The sequence below is a fragment of the Pirellulales bacterium genome (assembly GCA_035656635.1).
Lineage (GTDB): Bacteria > Planctomycetota > Planctomycetia > Pirellulales > JADZDJ01 > DATJYL01.
The window spans coordinates 1-17,146 of record DASRSD010000109.1 but is presented as its reverse complement, the minus strand read 5'-3'; the positions used below and the strand labels follow the sequence as shown (position 1 = coordinate 17,146).

At 59.3% G+C, this 17,146-nt stretch carries 6 protein-coding genes; 4 read left to right on the top strand and 2 right to left on the bottom strand.

Features of this window, described 5'->3' with window-relative positions; genetic code table 11:
* Nucleotides 1-706: 706 nt before the first annotated feature.
* Nucleotides 707-2,056, bottom strand: coding sequence for a DUF1559 domain-containing protein (locus VFE46_10150; protein HZZ28350.1), 1,350 nt, complete (start codon nt 2,054-2,056; stop codon nt 707-709).
* A gap of 370 nt (nt 2,057-2,426) precedes the next feature.
* On the opposite strand from VFE46_10150, the gene VFE46_10145 reads away from it, so the two are divergent.
* Both VFE46_10145 and tadA read left to right on the top strand, forming a co-directional pair.
* Entirely contained in the window at nt 2,427-4,367 is a 1,941-nt protein-coding gene (locus VFE46_10145) for a hypothetical protein (GenBank protein HZZ28349.1), read from the top strand.
* A gap of 76 nt (nt 4,368-4,443) precedes the next feature.
* Nucleotides 4,444-4,902 carry a tRNA adenosine(34) deaminase TadA gene (gene tadA / locus VFE46_10140; GenBank protein HZZ28348.1) on the top strand — a complete coding sequence of 153 codons (459 nt, stop codon included), beginning with the start codon at nt 4,444-4,446 and terminating at the stop codon, nt 4,900-4,902.
* 55 nt (nt 4,903-4,957) lie between these two features.
* On the opposite strand, the gene VFE46_10135 is transcribed toward tadA, so the two are convergent.
* A complete protein-coding gene (locus tag VFE46_10135; protein HZZ28347.1) occupies nt 4,958-6,202 on the bottom strand; it encodes a DUF1559 domain-containing protein in 1,245 nt (414 codons plus the stop codon).
* Between the two features lie 510 nt (nt 6,203-6,712).
* Here VFE46_10135 and VFE46_10130 point away from each other — a divergent pair.
* Nucleotides 6,713-10,243, top strand: a complete 3,531-nt coding sequence (locus VFE46_10130) for a hypothetical protein (GenBank protein HZZ28346.1) — start codon at nt 6,713-6,715, stop codon at nt 10,241-10,243.
* A 23-nt stretch (nt 10,244-10,266) separates the two neighbouring features.
* A complete protein-coding gene (locus VFE46_10125) occupies nt 10,267-17,082 on the top strand; it encodes a hypothetical protein (GenBank protein HZZ28345.1) in 6,816 nt (2,271 codons plus the stop codon).
* The last annotated feature ends 64 nt before the right edge of the window (nt 17,083-17,146 follow it).

Sequence of the window (17,146 nt, the reverse complement as noted above, 5' to 3'; positions counted from 1 at the left end):
ATAGAGCTTCCCCCCGAAGCGTCGTTGCCGTCTTCAACGAACCACATTGGGGCTCCCGTTGTGGCACCGTGTTCTGAGGCGGGGGCAAGCGTAAAATTGGCAAGTCCTCCTGAAATTGCTCTCATCCCGGTACCGGTTCCGGAATTGCTGATCCCTAACACTGATACATGGTCAAATGATGCGAAGTTAGGGTACATGTTGAAGCTAACGACATACCCATCAGTGTTGTAACCAATTTTAGGATAATCGGAGAAATCAAAGCTCGCGCCGATTTCCGGCTGTGAGCAGCCGCGGGAGTGGTGTCGTGCGCCGTTCTACTGCGCGAAAAAAGCTTGTCAACTAGCGGCGCGGATAAAAATCGAAATTTCATCCGGCGCTAGCGCCGCGATAATGTTGTCCGCTGGCGCGGGCGTGCTTGAGCAATTAGCGGTCGGGAGAATGTGCATGCGATGAATGGCGTATATGGGATGAATGTTTGGTGGAATCGCGGGCGGCCCGACTGACACAGTCGGCCCGACTGACGCGGGCGGCCCGACTGACACAGTCGGGCTATATATTTGGACGAAATTATTGGGCGGAATAAAAAGCGGGGGAGCAAAAAAACCGCCGGGCGAGTTGGCTCGCGCCGGCGGTTGGATCGGTTCGATAAAATTACGTTACTGTCTGCTGCCACCCCTCACCCCAGAGGGAGAGATCGCAGGCGCCGCTAATAGTTTTGCGGCTCGCCCCCGTTTCTGGTGACGACCCACAAGTACATGTTGGGATCGATCGAATCGTTGATGGGATCGACGTGGCCGTCGGCGAAGACGTGGTTCACCACACCGCCGGCATGGTTGCTGCTGGGACCCCAGAGACGAACAAAATTGATGTTGGGATCCGCATTACAGTCATTTGCAGGCAAGTAGGAAGCATTGGGAAAGGTGGTCGTGGGACCCCAGTTCAACGCGGTGCCCGCTCCATTCGTAGGAGCGGTAGTCGCCGAAGCGTTATTGCCCACAATGAGGTGCCCTGCCGTGGGAAGGCCATTCAAGGTCGTAACCGTCGCAGTAATCACCGTCGTGGGAATGGCAGTGCCATTGGAATCACCCTGTCTGGAGGCTAACAACCAGTTGGTAGAGCCACTATACCAGGCGGCCAAACGGCGCTCACGGGTTTCCCCCACCATCGGAATCTTGGAAGTACCATCCCCTTCCAGGGCCGCCAATTTACGTCCCTGATCGAACTGGGTGCCGCGCCAACTCATGGCGCCGTCGTTGCCGGTGGAATCCAAGCTCTTCGTCGGCGAACCGCTGACAGAAGCCTCCGCAGTGGTGCCAGAGACGACGCCCGTTCCATAAAGGTGTGTGCCAGCCATGGCGCTATAATTGGTAATGGCCACGCCCGTGCCATTATTCAAGATGCCGGCGGTATTATAGTTCGTACACGGCGAGCCTGTGGCCGGGGTGCCCGCGCTACCGGTGCCAAGCGGAGATTGGTCGACCACCGGATCGCCGGCAAAGCTCGGGCATTGGAATTGCTTCAACTGCACGGTCGAGCAATGTGGGCTGCCTGCTGCGCCGTTAATCACTGAGTTACTAAAGGCAGGTAACAAGAATTTTTGTGAATTGGTGGAAATGTTTTGGTAGAGCGCCGTTTCTTCAATCTGCGGAAGAATGAGCACGGCCCAGCTATATGTATCCACGAGGACGGTCCATTGGCCCGGACCCGAAGCTGCGGTTCCCGCCGACCCTGCTCCTGCCCCTGGCTGCGAAGCCTGAAAGCCTGCTGCTCCGGGAACGATTATGCCCGTCTGAATTGGCGGCAGGGCTTTGCGCGTATCTTCGTAGTTCAAAATTGCCAGGCCCAACTGCTTCATGTTGTTGGAGCAGGCATTGCGGTTGGCTGCTTCGCGGGCTGCCTGAACGGCCGGCAACAGCAGAGCGATCAAAATGCCAATGATGGCAATTACCACCAGCAGCTCCACCAACGTAAACGCGGTGTGCGCTGGCTGGCGCGCCGGCGGCGTACTTGCCTTCCGGTCGACGAGCGCAGCTCGCCTGAGTAAAGAACTTGACATACCACACCTCCTGGAACAAAAAAATGAAAAAAATGAAACCGAACTATCCGCAGCTTCGAACGAAACGGCGGGGATTCCCTGTACTTCGCCCCCTGGCGTCAATTCGACGCCATACCACTAACGCAAGACGTAGTCTATAGTTGTGGAGAATGTTTGTCAATTGTTTTGCGGTTTTGCACTGGGCCGTTCTCTAAAAGAGGGGCCGGCGGCGGCAAACCTTCCCATAAAGTGTGGGCTGGAAGGGGCGGTCATTGGTGCTTGATCATTGGTCCTTGGCACAAATTTCTGGGCTCGGCGGCCTCGACCCCCGGCCACCCAACGCACGGCCACCCAACGCACGGCCACCCAACGGCTTTTAATCGAAATAAACATGAAATTCCGCCGCCACTTGCCTGCTGCCGCGATGAAAAGTGCCGCGCTGGCGGCTTGCGCAGCGTGCCTGGGCTGGCTGGGCGGGGCTGGGGCGGCCTGGGCCGGCGGCGGGCCGGAAAACGTGCTGCTGGTGGTGAACGCCTCCGACCAAGGCAGCAAAACCATCGCCAATCATTACGTGCAGTTGCGGAGCATTCCGCCGGGCAACGTGCTGTACCTGGATGCCAAAACGTGGAACGGCTCCGATGCGCGGATTGACATCGACACGTTCCGCGACAAAATTCTCCGCCCCATTGCCGCCGAGTTGGAAAATCGGAAGCTGCAAACGCAGATCGATTACATCATTTATTCTTCCGAGTTCCCATGGGCGATTAATTTCACCGCTGATTTGCCGCCGGCGCTGCGCAGCGCGCAGTTGTACCAAAACGCTGAAGGCTCGATTACCGGATTGACGTTTTTGATTGGCGAATTATCCAAGCGCGCGGCGATAGATTACGCCGGATTCAATCCGAACTATTACATGCGGCTGCGCGATCGGTACCAAGGCAAAGTGTACGAGATTCCCGTCGGCACACAGGGGGACTCCAAAGGTTTGATTCCCGGCGCGCCGGATACGGGCCCCAAGCCGACCACGGAGACAGTGAACGAAAGCTCGGTGGGCTCGCACGGCTTTCGGAGTTGGTACGGCTGGAGCGAGGACGGAGATTTAAACGAAGCCGGCGGCGGCAGGCGATACATGCTTTCCGCCATGCTGGGAGTAACCTACGGGCGGGGCAATTCGCTCACCGAAGTTCTCAACTATTTGCAGCGCAGCGCCACCGCGGACGGCACGTTTCCCAGCGGGACGGTGTACTTCATGGACAACCCTGGCGAAATTCGCTCGCAAACGCGCAAGCCGGGATTTGAGCTGGCGAAAAATCTTCTGCGGCAATTGGGCGTGAAGGCCGAAATTACCGCCGGCGATGTGCCGCGCAATCGGCCCGACGTGCAAGGCCTGATGACCGGCGTGCCCGCTTTCGACTGGCCAGCCTCGGGAAGCACGATTCGCCCGGGCGCCATCTGCGAAAACTTCACCAGCTACGGGGGCATTTTCGATCCGAACGCCGGTCAAACGCCGCTGTCTGTGTTTTTGAAGTACGGCGCGGCGGGAACCTCGGGCACGGTGATCGAGCCGTTTGCGTTTCAGAATAAATTTCCACACGCGATGATTCAGGTGCATTACGCTCGCGGCTGCACGCTGGCGGAGGCGTTTTATCAATCGGTGTACTCGCCGTATCAATTGATTGTGGTGGGCGATCCGCTCTGCCGGCCGTGGGCCAATATTCCGCAAGTGCGAGTGGAGGGCGTGGCCGCCGGCGACACACTGAAGGGAACCGTCACCATGCACCCGAAGGCCACGCTGCCGCGGCAGGGAAGTGTGAACCGGTTCGAGTTGTTTCTGGACGGCATGCGCATCGCCACTACCAACGCCGAGGATCCGCTGGAGTTGGATACGACAAAATCGGCCGATGGTTATCACGAATTGCGCATCGTGGGAATTGAGAGCAGCCCGATTGAATCGCAAGGGCGGATCATTCTGCCGGTGCAATTTAACAATAACGGCCGGAGCATGACGTTCGAAACTTCGCCGGAAAAGCGCGTGCGGGCCGGCGGCGTCATCAAACTGTTTGCCAAAGCGCCGGGAGCCCATGGCGTGGCGATTTATCAGAACAACCAAGTGGTGGCAAAATTTGTGGGCGCCGATGGTGAAGCCACAGTGGACACAACGACGCTGGGGGAAGGACCCGTGACGCTGCAGGCCGCCGGCTGGGAAGCTTCCAATAGCGCCTCGCCGTTTGTGTACTCTGCGCCGGTGACATTGAACATTGAAGGCCCGTTGCCGAAGGAGCCCGCCGCCGCCACCAAAGGCCAAAGCCGCAAAGCAATGTTTGAGAAATAAGCGGCAATTTGCTACCTAGCCCGACGGTGTCAGTCGGGGCGAGCCGCAAAAGGAGCGGGGCGGATCAAACTATTCCATGCACGAACACTTCATGCGACAGGCGCTGGCCGAAGCCGAAGCGGCGCTGGCGGAAAACGAAGTCCCCATTGGCGCGGTGGTGGTGCACGGCGAGCGTGTGATTGCCGCCGCTCATAATCAGCGGGAGCAGTTGCGCGACCCCACGGCGCACGCCGAAATGATTGCGCTCACCCAGGCTGCGCAAGCGCTGCAAAGTTGGCGGCTGGAAGGCTGCACGCTGTACGTGACGCTGGAGCCGTGCCCCATGTGCGCCGGAGCGATTGTTCAAGCGCGCGTGCCGCTAGTGGTGTATGGAGCAGCCGATCTGAAAGCCGGTGCGGTGGCCACGCTGTATCAATTGCTGAGCGACCGGCGGCTGAATCATCAGGCGCAAATTGTGCCCGGCGTGCTGGCCGAGCCGTGCGGCAAGCTGCTGACGCGATTTTTCGAAGCGCAACGGAAGCTGGGGAAGAAGTGAAGAGGCTAGTGGCTAGTGGCGAGGGGACTGAAATACGCGCCGTGCCCGAGGCCCGTTAGCGGTAGTCGTTCTCGTCCAGAACGTAGCTCGCATTGAGTGGCGTGTTGCCGCTATTCATTTGCGAGTGTTTGCTGTCGGGCGTCATCAACTGCTCGTACACCCAGTAATCGATGTCATCGCGCTGGAAGTAAAACTCGCCGCCGCAAGTGGCCACGTTCACGCCGTTGGGATGCGAGCTGGACGGCCGGGAATAATAATATCCGAACGCCGCCTGAGTTTGTGGATAGTTGCTGACATACTTCCGGTTTTTGTCGCCGTTAATGCGCCGCGGATCGTTGCCCGAAACTCCTGTGGCCGGGACAGGGTTCGTATGATCGGGCACGAGCGGATCCCACACGAAGCCGATGTCGGCTTCGAACGAATACGCAGCCGTGAGCGCTTCCGTGCCGGTGGGCCCTTGCGGCAGGTACGGATATTGCGCCGCAGTGCCGTTAGCTGTGTTGGTGTAAAACGACGAATTCACCGGCGGATAATACACGCGATATAAGAATCCGTTAATGACGTCTTTCGCCGTGGGCATGAAGTTTTCCGTAAACATCAGCGTAGTGCTGGCGCCGTCGGGAATGTGATCCAACGACGAGGCGACATCGGGAATTGGCGCCGTCGTGGTCGAATACTTTGGCGAATAGCGATCGTAAAACATGCCATTGGTTGGCCGCGGCACCAGCGTGCTGGACGTGGAGGAATCGACCACCGTCACCGAGTTGCCAGTCAGCGTGGTTCCCGTGGCGGTTAACGTGGTCGGATTATCGGGAATGCCGCAATTGGCAACGTACGACAGCGGTGTGGGATTCACCGTGATGTCGTCCGGCGGATCGCTGGGGCACACAAACAGCGAGATGTACGGCGTGGCCGGATTCGCAATGCCCGAGGTCGTGGTCGCAGTCAAAACAGGATCGGTTGTCCAGGTTTGATAAACATCGCTGCGTTCAATTTCGGGAAACAACATCATCGCCCAGGTGCCTAAGCGGTTTGGCACGGTCGGCGCAGTGTTTGTCGGGGTGGAAGTTGATGTGCCGCTTGAGCCCGCCTTGGCAATCATGTTCACGTACCCTGGCAATTCGCGGCGGCGGGCGTTGTATTCCATGGCCGCGTGGGACAACTGCTTGAGATTGTTCAAGCAGACGGTGCGGCGACCAGTTTCGCGGGCAGAATTGATCGCCGGTATTAACAGCGACATCAACAAGCCCATGATAGTCATCACAACCAGCAGCTCCACAAGCGTGAAAGCAGTGCGCATTGGTCCGTGCGCGCCCCGCCAGCCGTGCCGCTTGGAATTTGTGAGCATACATGAGTGCCGGGAATCGGCGCGACGAGATGAGTGCGTCTTCATGGCGTGTTCCTGTCGAGACAAGCCAGCCCCCAGGCCCGGCTTCGATCATTCTATTCTCTCAGATTCCTACGGTGGAGTCGAGAGTTTGATTGGGCAGTTCGCCAGCCCGTGTGAATTTCGGTCGACTTTTGCAGGCAGAGGGGATATTCCAATGCGGGGCTGGAAAGGCTAGGCCAAATGCAAATGAGACGAAAGGAACGAACCAATGTTCGGCCCGGGCGTACAGCTAGGTTGCTCGCCACGTCCGAACGCTTTAAGTTCTTGCTGGTTCTGGGTATACTGAAGTTTTGACCGGCGACTTGCAGTCCATTCGCTTCTTGTCTGTGAAAAAAATCACATCGGCTTAAATGCCGCCGCAAAGTTTCGCCGGCCATGTGCCCAACAGGGATCGGGCAACCAAGCGCAGGAGCATGAGCTTTGCAATCTTTTGGCCACAGGCTGACGAATTTTGCGCCATGGGCACTGGCCTTGGCGGCGGCCATTTGGGGGCTTGGCCTGGCGATTTGGGAACCGGGCCGCGCGCTGGGTCAGGAAAAAACAGCGGCCCAGGAAAAAACAACGACCAACGGAAATTCGGCCACCCCCGCCGCTCCAGCAGCCTTACCAGGAAAGGCCGGCGACGCCACACAGCCCGCGCCCCAGCCGACGGCCGATAAGCCGCCCGGCGCCGCAGAACATTCCACAGATAAAAGCAGCGCGGTGGTGGAGGAACCGCCGGTTTATTATGTCCGCGATCAGCAAGGACGCTTGGTTCCACTCTTGGGATTTTCGTACGAGGAAATTCTCGATTTTCTCGCGCAGAAAAAAGCCGGACAGCCACTGGCGGCGTCCAAAGAGTACAGCCTGGAACAGTTAGTGATCGAGGGTGAAGCCAGCGGCGACCACGCCGATTTGACCGCCGATTTCAAAATTCATCTGGCCGGCACTGACTGGGTGAATGTTCCGCTGATGAACCATGGCGCGGTGTTGGCCGAACCGCTTGCCTTTCATGGCGAAGCGGAGCATCAATTGCAATTCGATTCGCAAACCGGCTCCTACACGCTGCGATTGCACGGCGCCGCGGGATCGGAACAGCAAGTCAGTCTGAAATTGGTCGTGCCCGTCAAAACGCTGGCCGCACAACATCGCTTGGAACTCGATGTGCCCGCGGCAACCGCCTCGCGGTTCACGCTTGAGGTTCCGCAAGCACCGATCGAATTGACCAGCCACGCCGGGTGCACACTAGCCGAGCTCAAATCGCCAACCATGGATGCAAAGAATCGCAGCCGCGGTTCCGCCATTACGCTGTGGGGCTTGGCGGGTCTGGTATCGCTAGCTTGGCAGCAACCAACTGCCAGCTCTTCGGCGATCTTGGAAGCCACGGGCCAGGTGTTCGCGCAGATCGACAGCCGGAGTGTGCAATTCGATGCATCACTTACCGTTCGCGGTTTTGGAGCGCAGTTCGATAAGTTCCACATCAAGTTGCCGCCTGGAGCGCAACTCACCGGCGGCGCGCCGACCGGGGCAAATTACACGCTGACCATGACCGGTGATCAAGGCGCTACGGCGTCAACGGGCGGGGACGGCAACAGCAGCTCGGGAAATCAGTCCGAGGCCAAATGGGTGGAAGTGCAATTGGCCCAGCCGACCTCCGAGCCGGTCGATATTCACTTGCAAGCGGAGCGCGCCTACGATGTCACCAAGCCAAACCAACCGCTGGAATTGGCGGGCTTTGAAATCCAAGAAGCCGCGCAACATCGGCAGTGGGGACACCTGGCCGTGGGCGTGGTGGGCGATTGGCAATTAGCATGGGGAGAACGCAACCGAGTTCGACAAATCGCCGAGTTGCCCGAAGCGTTGCAGCGGAAAGGGCTGGTTGCGGGCTTCGAATATTTCGGACAACCGGCATCGCTAACGGCCCGTGTCATTCCGCGCCGAACCCGCAGCAGCGTGGAGCCGGAGTACGTTTATTATGTTGAGCCGCGACAACTGCGATTGGAGGCGCGGCTGAAATACACCATCCGCGGAGCCAAAACCTCCACGTTGGAAATTTCTTTGCCCAATTGGGAAATTGACGAATGCGGTCCGTCCGACGTGGTCGACATCAACGCGGCGCCTGCCAACCGCCCCGCCGGGTTCACCATTCCGCTGTTGGAGGCCACGTCCGGAGAGATAGAAATAACTCTCAAAGCCCATCGCGCAATACCAGCGGACGCCTCGCACTTGGAAATTGCAATTCCGCTGCCGGCAGCTGATGTTGTCAACCCAGCGCTGGTGGCCATTGTTCCGGCGGACAACATTCGGCTTCGCCCGCGCGAAGATGAACTGCAAGGGTTGATTCGCCCCTCGGTAGCGCCCCGCTTAACCTTGCCGGCGCGGGAACAAGCGTCGTTGTTCTATCGCGGAGAACAACCGCAAGCCATGTTTGTGGCCGACATGGAGCGGCTGCCGCAAGCAATTCATGCCAGCGCGTACAGCGAAGTGAATTTGGCGCGCGACGAAGTGAAAGTAGAACAGCGATTTCATTTTCGAGTCGAACATGAGCCGGCGGCCAGCTTAACGTTCGATGTGCCTGCCGCATTGCTGACGGGCTCGCCTGTGGAATGGTCGCGAGATGGCCAAACGTTGACGGCCCCTTCCCCGGGTTCGGTTTCCAGCGATTCCAGTACTGCTCGGCTGGAGCTGGCATTGCCGGAAGCTCAATTGGGCGCTTTTGAAATTGTCGCCCAGTATCAAGTTCCGTTTTCACAACTGGCCGCAGTGCACGGCGCAATGACTGCCGGGCGGCTGCACGTGCCACTGATTATGCCGGCGGTAAAAGAGTTGGAGCACAACCAGGCGACCATCCGCGGCGAGCCGGCCGCACGCATCCAATCTCTGGACGACGCTTGGACCGTGGACCAAGAACCCGTGGAAGTTCGCTCCGGCGTGCAGCGCCCCGCGCTGCAGCTAACCGCTGCGGCGCCAACCACGAAAATTGCCTTGGCTTGGCGGCCGGGAACCCACGAATCCAGCACCACCGTAGTCGATCGGGCGTGGGTGCAATCGTGGATCTCTGGCGCCGTGCGTCAAGATCGAGCCGTCTATCATTTCACGACGACCGCCGACGAATTTGTGCTGTCGCCGCCGGCCGGGGCTTCGGTCGCCAATCTCGAGCTGCAATTAGATCATCGGCTGCTGCCCGCGGCTTCGCTCGCCGATGGAACTTTGAAAGTGAAATTGCCCCCGGAGAGCGAAAGCCAACCGCATGTGCTGGAGATGCGTTATCAGTGGGCCAATGCCGCTGCTGGCCCGCACACGCTGGAAATCAATTTGCCTCATTTTCCTGAAGGCGTCTGGGTGCAAAGGATGTATTGGCAACTGGTGCTGCCCAGCGACGAGCAACTGCTGGATTCGCCCGCCGAATTGACGCCGGAATACGCCTGGAAATGGTCCGGTTTAGGCTGGAGCCGGCAAGCCACGTGGGATCAGTCCGATTTAGAAAAATGGGCCGACGCCACGGCCGAAGATCCCCTGCCCGAGGCCACGAACCGTTATTTATTTAGCGCGCTGGGGAATCCACCAAAAATTGTCGCCCGGTTTGTCGCACGGTGGCAAATGCTGTTTGTTCCCTCGGCCGCCGCGCTGGCGCTGGGCCTGTTCATGATGTATGTGTCCGCCGGCCGCCGACCCTGGCTGCTGTTTGCCGCCGGCGTAATTTTGATCGTTCTGGCTGCCGCGGCGCCCGACATCGCCCTGCTGGTTGCGCAAGGGGCCGGGGTGGGTTGCATCCTAATTTTGTTCGCTCGCTTGTTACAACATGCCCTGCTCCAACATCGATCGCTGGGCAAAGTGGTGCCCGCCGGCAGCAGCTCCATTGTCGATCGCAGCAGCGTGCAACGAAAAGTTCGGCCGCTGGAATTTGCGGGCGCAAGCACGGCCCATCACAGCGAGCTGGAGATGCCGCCGGCGGAATCCGAATCGGAATAAATTGAATCGGCTCCTCTTGAATCATGCGTTGCACTTGGAAATTTTTACGTGTGCCTGTGGTCATGACGGCATTGCTGCTTTGCCGCGGCGCTGCACTTTGCGCCGCTGAACCAGAGCCGCAACAGGCTGCCATGTGGCGAGTGCAGCGCGTATTTGTGCCGGCCGATCATCCCGAGGAGTGGCCGCGTGAAACCGCGCAGCATTACTTGGCGATGCCCGCCGACGAATTTGAATCGCGATTGGCGCAGCTTCGTAATTCCACCGCGTCCGCGCAGCCGCCTGCGGCACAATTGCTGCGTGCCAACTACACCGCCGAATTCACCGGCCACGATTTGCGGGGAGAATTAACGTGGGAGTTCGAACATCGCGCGGACCAGCGCACTACGGTGCGGTTGGGAGATTGCAAACTGCCGCTGGACGAATTGCGCTGGGTGACCGGCTCCGCAAGCAGCGATGAACGTGCCATTGTCGGCAATGATCAAAACGGTCGTCTGGCAGCTGTCATCGATCGAACTGGAAAAATGTCAGGCCGGTGGTCGCTGCGAGGACAGCGTGGTTCTGAGGGCGCGTTAAGCTTTCGCTTGCAATTGCCGGCTTGCCCATTCAACGTTCTCCAATTAACTTTGCCCGCCGAGTTAGCCCCCGTGGTCGACCACGGATTGGTTTCTGACGCCGAGCAAGCCGCGCCCGGAAGGCGGCGGTGGCAAATTGAGTTGGGAGGCAATTGCCATTTGAACCTGCGAATTGTTCCGCGCACCGCGGTGCGCGGAACGCCGGAGAAGACTTTCGTCCAACAATCGTTCACATATGAATTTTCGGAGCACGGCCTGGAATCGAACGCTGAACTGCGGCTGCATGTACTCGGCGCACCCATTTCCCAAATCCGATTGCTGATCGACCAGCCGTTAACCGTGGTCGGCGTTCGTTGGGGTGAAACGGAATTGCCGCTATCGGCCGTCAGCATGGTGCAAAATTCGGGAGGAACACCAGATGCTTCCAGTAAGCCAAATGCTCAGGCCAGCCCACAGCAGGAAGTGCTGGTCGCACTGCCCAAGCCGATGCAAGGCGCAGATCAAACGGTGCACATCACCGCCATTGCGCCGGTTCCTTGGACCACCTCTTGGCGATTGCCCCTAGTGCAACTGAAAAATGCCGATTGGCAATGCGGCGCCTTGCGCTTGGTCGTTCCAGATTCTGTGCTGCTCGCGGAACTTTCGACCATCGATTGCCATCAAACCGATTTGGAAGTGCTGCCCGAATCGACGCCGGGCGAAGCCGTCAGTGTGGCGCTGTTTAACGATCATCCGCAAATTCAATTGGCGTTGTCACCGCGCCGCGAAGAGTTGCGGCTAACGCAGGGAACTTCGGTTTCGCTGCGGCCCAATGAAGGCACCGGGCGTTACCGGGGAAACTTTACCACCGACCGGGGAGAGCGATTCACGCTGCAAGCGGAAATTGCGCCGCAGTGGATCATCGAAAGCGTGGAAAGCACGCCGGCGGGAATGATCGCCGATTGGTCGCAGCAATCTGCCCGAAATCGACCGGGGAAATTGACGCTGCAATTGAACACGCCGCTGACGCCGCACCAGGGCGTGGAAATTTTAGTGGCCGGTCGGCGGCGCAGCGCGCCTTCCGGCGAAACCCTGCGCGCCGACGATTTGGCCATGCTCCATTTTTTCGAGGCCCTGGCCACGCGCCGTTTGATTCACGTGCAGACCGCCGAAGCCTATCAACTGGAATTACATGGCGCCGGAGAAATCGATCGGCTGGATCCGGCCCAGCTTTCGGCCACCGATGCCGGCTTGTTGGACGAAAAGCCCACGGGCCTGGTGTTTGTGGACAACGCCCACGCGCGAAATTTGGCGGTATTGCTGGTCGGGAAAACGCCGCAATTCGATGCCGATACCCAACTGCAGGCGCTGGTGAGCGATGACCGATTGACGGAAACCTATCGCTTCGGGCTCACCCCGCATGGCCGCGAGGTCAGCCGCTTTGACGTGCGCTTTTCGCAGCCGCGCGGCACGCCGATGTCCTGGTCGATCGAAGGCGAGCCGACGGCCGCCATCGCCGCACGCCGCTTAACCGAAGGCGAGAGCACGGGCGCGAATTGGCCCGGTGAAGTTTGGGAAGTGACGTTGCCGGCGCCCCGGGCCAGCGCGTTCACGCTCCTGGCCACGCGCAACTCGCCATTGGCCGACGACATGCCCCCCGCCTTGGCTTCTTTCATCGAAGCGGAAACGCAGCGGGGAACCATCGAAGTAATTTCCGTGGGCCACAACTTGCCCGAAGTGCATAGCCGACGGTTAAAAACAATTCCCGTCAATGTTCCGCCTGCCGACCAATACGCGACCGCGGTGGCTGCCTTCCGTTATAACCCGGAAGAAGACACGCTGCTGTCGGCCGATCCGCCGCTGGTTTTAATTCCCCGCGGCAACAGCCTGCCGCAGACGCAAGCCTGGATTTGGCAAGCGGAATTAACTTCCCGTTACAGTCAGGCGGGCGCCGAGCACACTCTGGTGTGCAATGTAGAAAGTGCCGGGCTGGAAAAAATCTTATTTCAACCGCCTCCGGGAGCAACTTTGCACTCGGCTTGGATCGATGGGCAGCAGGCTGCAGACACAACCTCCGTCGACGGTAGTTCGTGGCGGATCAATTTGCCCGCCGGACAACGGTTTGTTACGGTTGTGCTGCAATACAGCGACGAACAAGCCAAGCCAGCAACCATTGCTACACAAACGGCAGCGTGGCCGAGCTGCGATGTCCCCATTTTAGCTCGTCAGTGGAATGTTTGGACGCCGCCGGGAACGGTGCTAGCCGATGCGGAAATCGGCAACCGTCATGTGCTCGACGTGCCGTGGACGAAACGTTTGTTTGGACCCCTGGCGCGTGCAACGCCGCAACCGTCACAGGCCGCACTAACCGTTGCGCAATCTGCGCCGGCGGGCGGTTTGCAATCGCCGTGGAAGACGGCGCCACAGATTTCAGCCTTCGATGCGGTCGGCTGGATCAAACATCGGTTTGATGGCACGGGCAGCAGCGATCGGGTGTGGGTTGTCGGCGAGCAATCGCTGATTGCCTGGGCGTGGTCGTTCTTTGTGCTGGCTATCGCCTTTCGTTGGTGGCTCGAGGAGCGAGCGCTTTCGTTCGATCTGGCCTTGCTGGCAGTGGCCGCCGCCGTCGCCCTAACGGTTCCAGCCGCCTGGGCGCCGCTATTTGCCGCCGCCTGGTTGGGACTGGTTGCAGGACGGCTCACGGTTTGGATTACCCAGCACTGGCAATTGGCATCAGGCGCAGCGCCGCTGCAAACCGCTTCTGCTTCCACCACTACAAAGTTAGTGGCTGGAACAGTTGGCATGTTGCTGATCGGGCTGGTTGCTTATGGCGTAGCACAAGCGAAGGAAGAAGCCGCGCCGGCCGGTTCGAGCAGCGGCAGTCAGCCGGTCCAAAAAGTGCTCATTCCCGTGGATTCCCAGCGGCGTCCCACAGGAGGGCTTTATTATGTTCCGGAAGCTTTGCGCACCGCGCTGTTACGCTCCGGCGACAATGCCACCGCACCGTCCTATTTAATTACAAGCGCCAAATACTTGCTCCAACAAGAGCGGAACTCGAACTCAAAATCGAGCGGAGTGCCTGACGGCAATTGCCAGGCGATTTTTGAAATTGAACTCTTGGCTGAACACGCCGAGGTGCAACTTCCGATCGGCTTTGAAGGCGCGGTGCTGGTCCCCAATTCGGTCCAAGTTGACGGACAAGCCGCGGAATTCCGCAGCGACGAAAAACAGCCTCGTTTGCTGGTTGCGCTGCAACACGCTGGTTCGCACCGATTGGAACTGCAATTGCATCCAATAGCAAATTCAGACGGATTCAACTTTGCCGTGCCGCCTGTCGCCGATTCGAAAATTGATTTGGGCCGCCTGGGCACGACGGGGCCGCAGCCGGAAATCAGCTCGGCCCTGGGAAGCACCGTGAATGCTTCTGGCGATTCCGCCAAGAAGGAATCTGAACGAGATCGTTCGCCACAGATGGTCTGGCTGGGTCCGGCGGGAAAAATTGAATGGCTTGCGGCAGCGGCCTCCAGCAGCAACTCCTCGCCGGCAGCGGCGTTCGATGCCGACGACCTATTTTGGCTGCACATTTCGCCGGCAGCGGTGGTGGTTAATGCCCGTTTGCATTTGCACGTGCATGCCGGCAGCATTCAGCAACTGCATTTGCTTGCCGACGCGCGCTGGCGTCCAATTTTGGACGCGGAAAGCACGGCGGCGGAGCATCGCTTGGCCGATGCCGTGGCGATTTCACGAATCCAGCCGGCGGCCGAGAATCCCAATGAGTTTGTCATCGATCTGGCTCGGCCTGTCGCCGGCCAAGCAACGGTGGCGCTGACGCTACAATTGAACTCCCGTTCGGGCATCGGTAATTTGCAGGCGCTTGCTTGGAAAGTTGGGGGCGCCGGCGCCGAACATCGTTGGTGGGGACTATCGGTAGAGCCCGGCTTGGAATATGCCATCTCCGACGTGGCCGAGCGAAATCGCATAACGCCTGAAAAATTTACTGCCCTGTGGCCCACGCGAGACTCGCAACCCCAAGCGGCCTGGTCGCTAATACAACCGGAAAACTCGGCGCGCATCTCCACATGGTTACGGCGACCCACTCTGACTGCCCGCTGCGAATTAGCTGCGATCGCGGGTCAAAAGGAAATTGAACTGCATTGGGCCGCGCGCGTGGCAGTATCGAACGGATCTGTGTTTCAATATCGGCTGCATGTTCCGCCGCAAATGGCGGTGGATCGCGTTTCGGTTCTCGATCGCCATGTGGATCAACCTTGCCGCTGGTCGCGCAATGACGCAGATTTACTGAGCATTTTTTTGGATTCTGCCGCCTCCGGCGAGCGCGAAGTTTTGGTGCGCGGCCGAATGCCTCTACCGACCGACGCCAAATTCACCCTGCCACAAATCACTGTGGAAGACGCCGCCAGCGATGGTTTCCGGGCGCTGGCTCTTCGTCAGCCCGAAACGCTGGTCACGGTGACCGACACGGCCGGCTTGAAGCGTCTCTCGGAAAGCGATTTCGCCGCCGCCATTGCCGACGCGCAACTCAAGGGCCTGCTCGATTTCGGGGAGAGACCATCGTTGGGTCGGCAACATGTTGACACAGGAAATTTGGTTGCAGCACTAGACGGCGAGCAAGGCTACCAACCGGTGCAATTGGCAATTGTGCGCAACCAGCCGCAACTGGAAGTCCAGCAAGTGACCACCTTGGATCGATCCGCGGAAACGTGGCGGGCCACCGTCGATTTGGACTTGCACATCGCCGGAGGCATGGTCGACGTGCTGCGGTTTGACCTGCCGGCCAACTGGGTTGGGCCATTTGAAATTTCACCAGCGATGCCGCAATTCGTGGAAGATGTGCCTGGAGAAAATCGGCGTCAATTAGTGCTGCGGCCAGAAGCGCCCCTGCAACACGAAGCGCGATTGCAAATTCACGGGCCGCTAACCATTGCCGCCGGACAGCGGCCCAGCGCGCCCGATGTGCGATTGCTGGGCGCGGCTCGGCAAGCACGGTTTCTCTCATTGCCGCGTCGGCTGGAAAATCAACAACTGGCTTGGGACACGCGCGGATTACTCCCTGCCCGTTTGCCTGCCCCCCTGGCAACCACGGCTTCCGATCCCAGTGCCTACCGCTGGTACCAGTTGATCGGCGACCGGAGCCGGGCGGTGCTCCGTTCCGCCGATCGCAGCAGTGAGAGCTCCCAGGTGCGATCGGTCGACATGGCCTGCTCTTGGGATTCCAGCGGCGCTTTTCGGGGCGTGGCCGCGTTCGATGTGGAATCGGCCGGCGCTTCCAGTTGCGAGCTGCAATTGCCTGTGGGAGAACATTTAATTCAAGCGCGGCTCGATGCCGTTCCGGCACAGCTTTCCACCTTGGGGGAAAATCACTGGAACGTGTGGCTGGGCGATAACAAGCTGCCGCGACACTTGGAAATAATTTTCACCGGGGTGAACGAAAGCACGGCGGCCAACTCGCTGCTGCTGGCCGCGCCCACGCTGGTGGAGCTGCCGGTGGAACGCACCTTGTGGAGCGTGTGGGCGCCGCCGCGCGCTGGCGAAGCCGTGCTTCCCCAGGGCGCGGCTGTTTCTGCGCTTCGTCTCCGGCAGTTGCGTTTGGAAGGGGACGCAGCATTCATCGATCCGGCAACCGGCGTGCTGCTGGACGAATCGACGGAGGATGTGGCGCGCTGGTATGTTCCCTGGCTGCGGCGCTACCTGGCTTCGCGGGCAGATTTAATTCAGGCCAAATCGGTCGAAACCGCCGCCGATCAAGTACAAGCCGCCAATGCGGAATTGAACGCCCTTGAACAGGAGCAACTGCGGTTGGCGCGAAAGCTAAACAATTCCAATCCAGAAAACCCGGGCTCCAATTCGCCGGCTCCGGCGAACCAAGGAACGACCGTAACGGAAGGCGATGTAGCGAATTCATCGGCAACGGCCTCCGATTGGCTGCATTTGTTCGCGGCGACCCAGCCGGCAGGCCACGGCACGGCGTGGGCAATGGTTCGCGGGCAAGGGGGTCCGTTGGCAATTCAATATCCACGCCTTACTGCGAACGATTGGCGCTGGCGTTGGGCGGCAGCCTTTGGTGTGCTGGCGGCAACCAGTGGCATGCTGCTGGCATGGTGGCTCGGGCTAATGAAAAAGGCTAACTTCCATTACGGACCACAATTACTTGGGGTGGCCGCGGGGTTGGTTTGGTCGCTGTGGCTAAGCCCGGGCTTGTTGGGAGCGGCAATCATTGCAGTCAGCCTATATCTAGTGTGGCACAAGCGGTCTTTGCGGATGGCATAACGCTGTAATTAGCGGCTTTTTGCGGTTTCGAAGCTGCAGTTGCACTGTGCGGATTTCCGCGAGT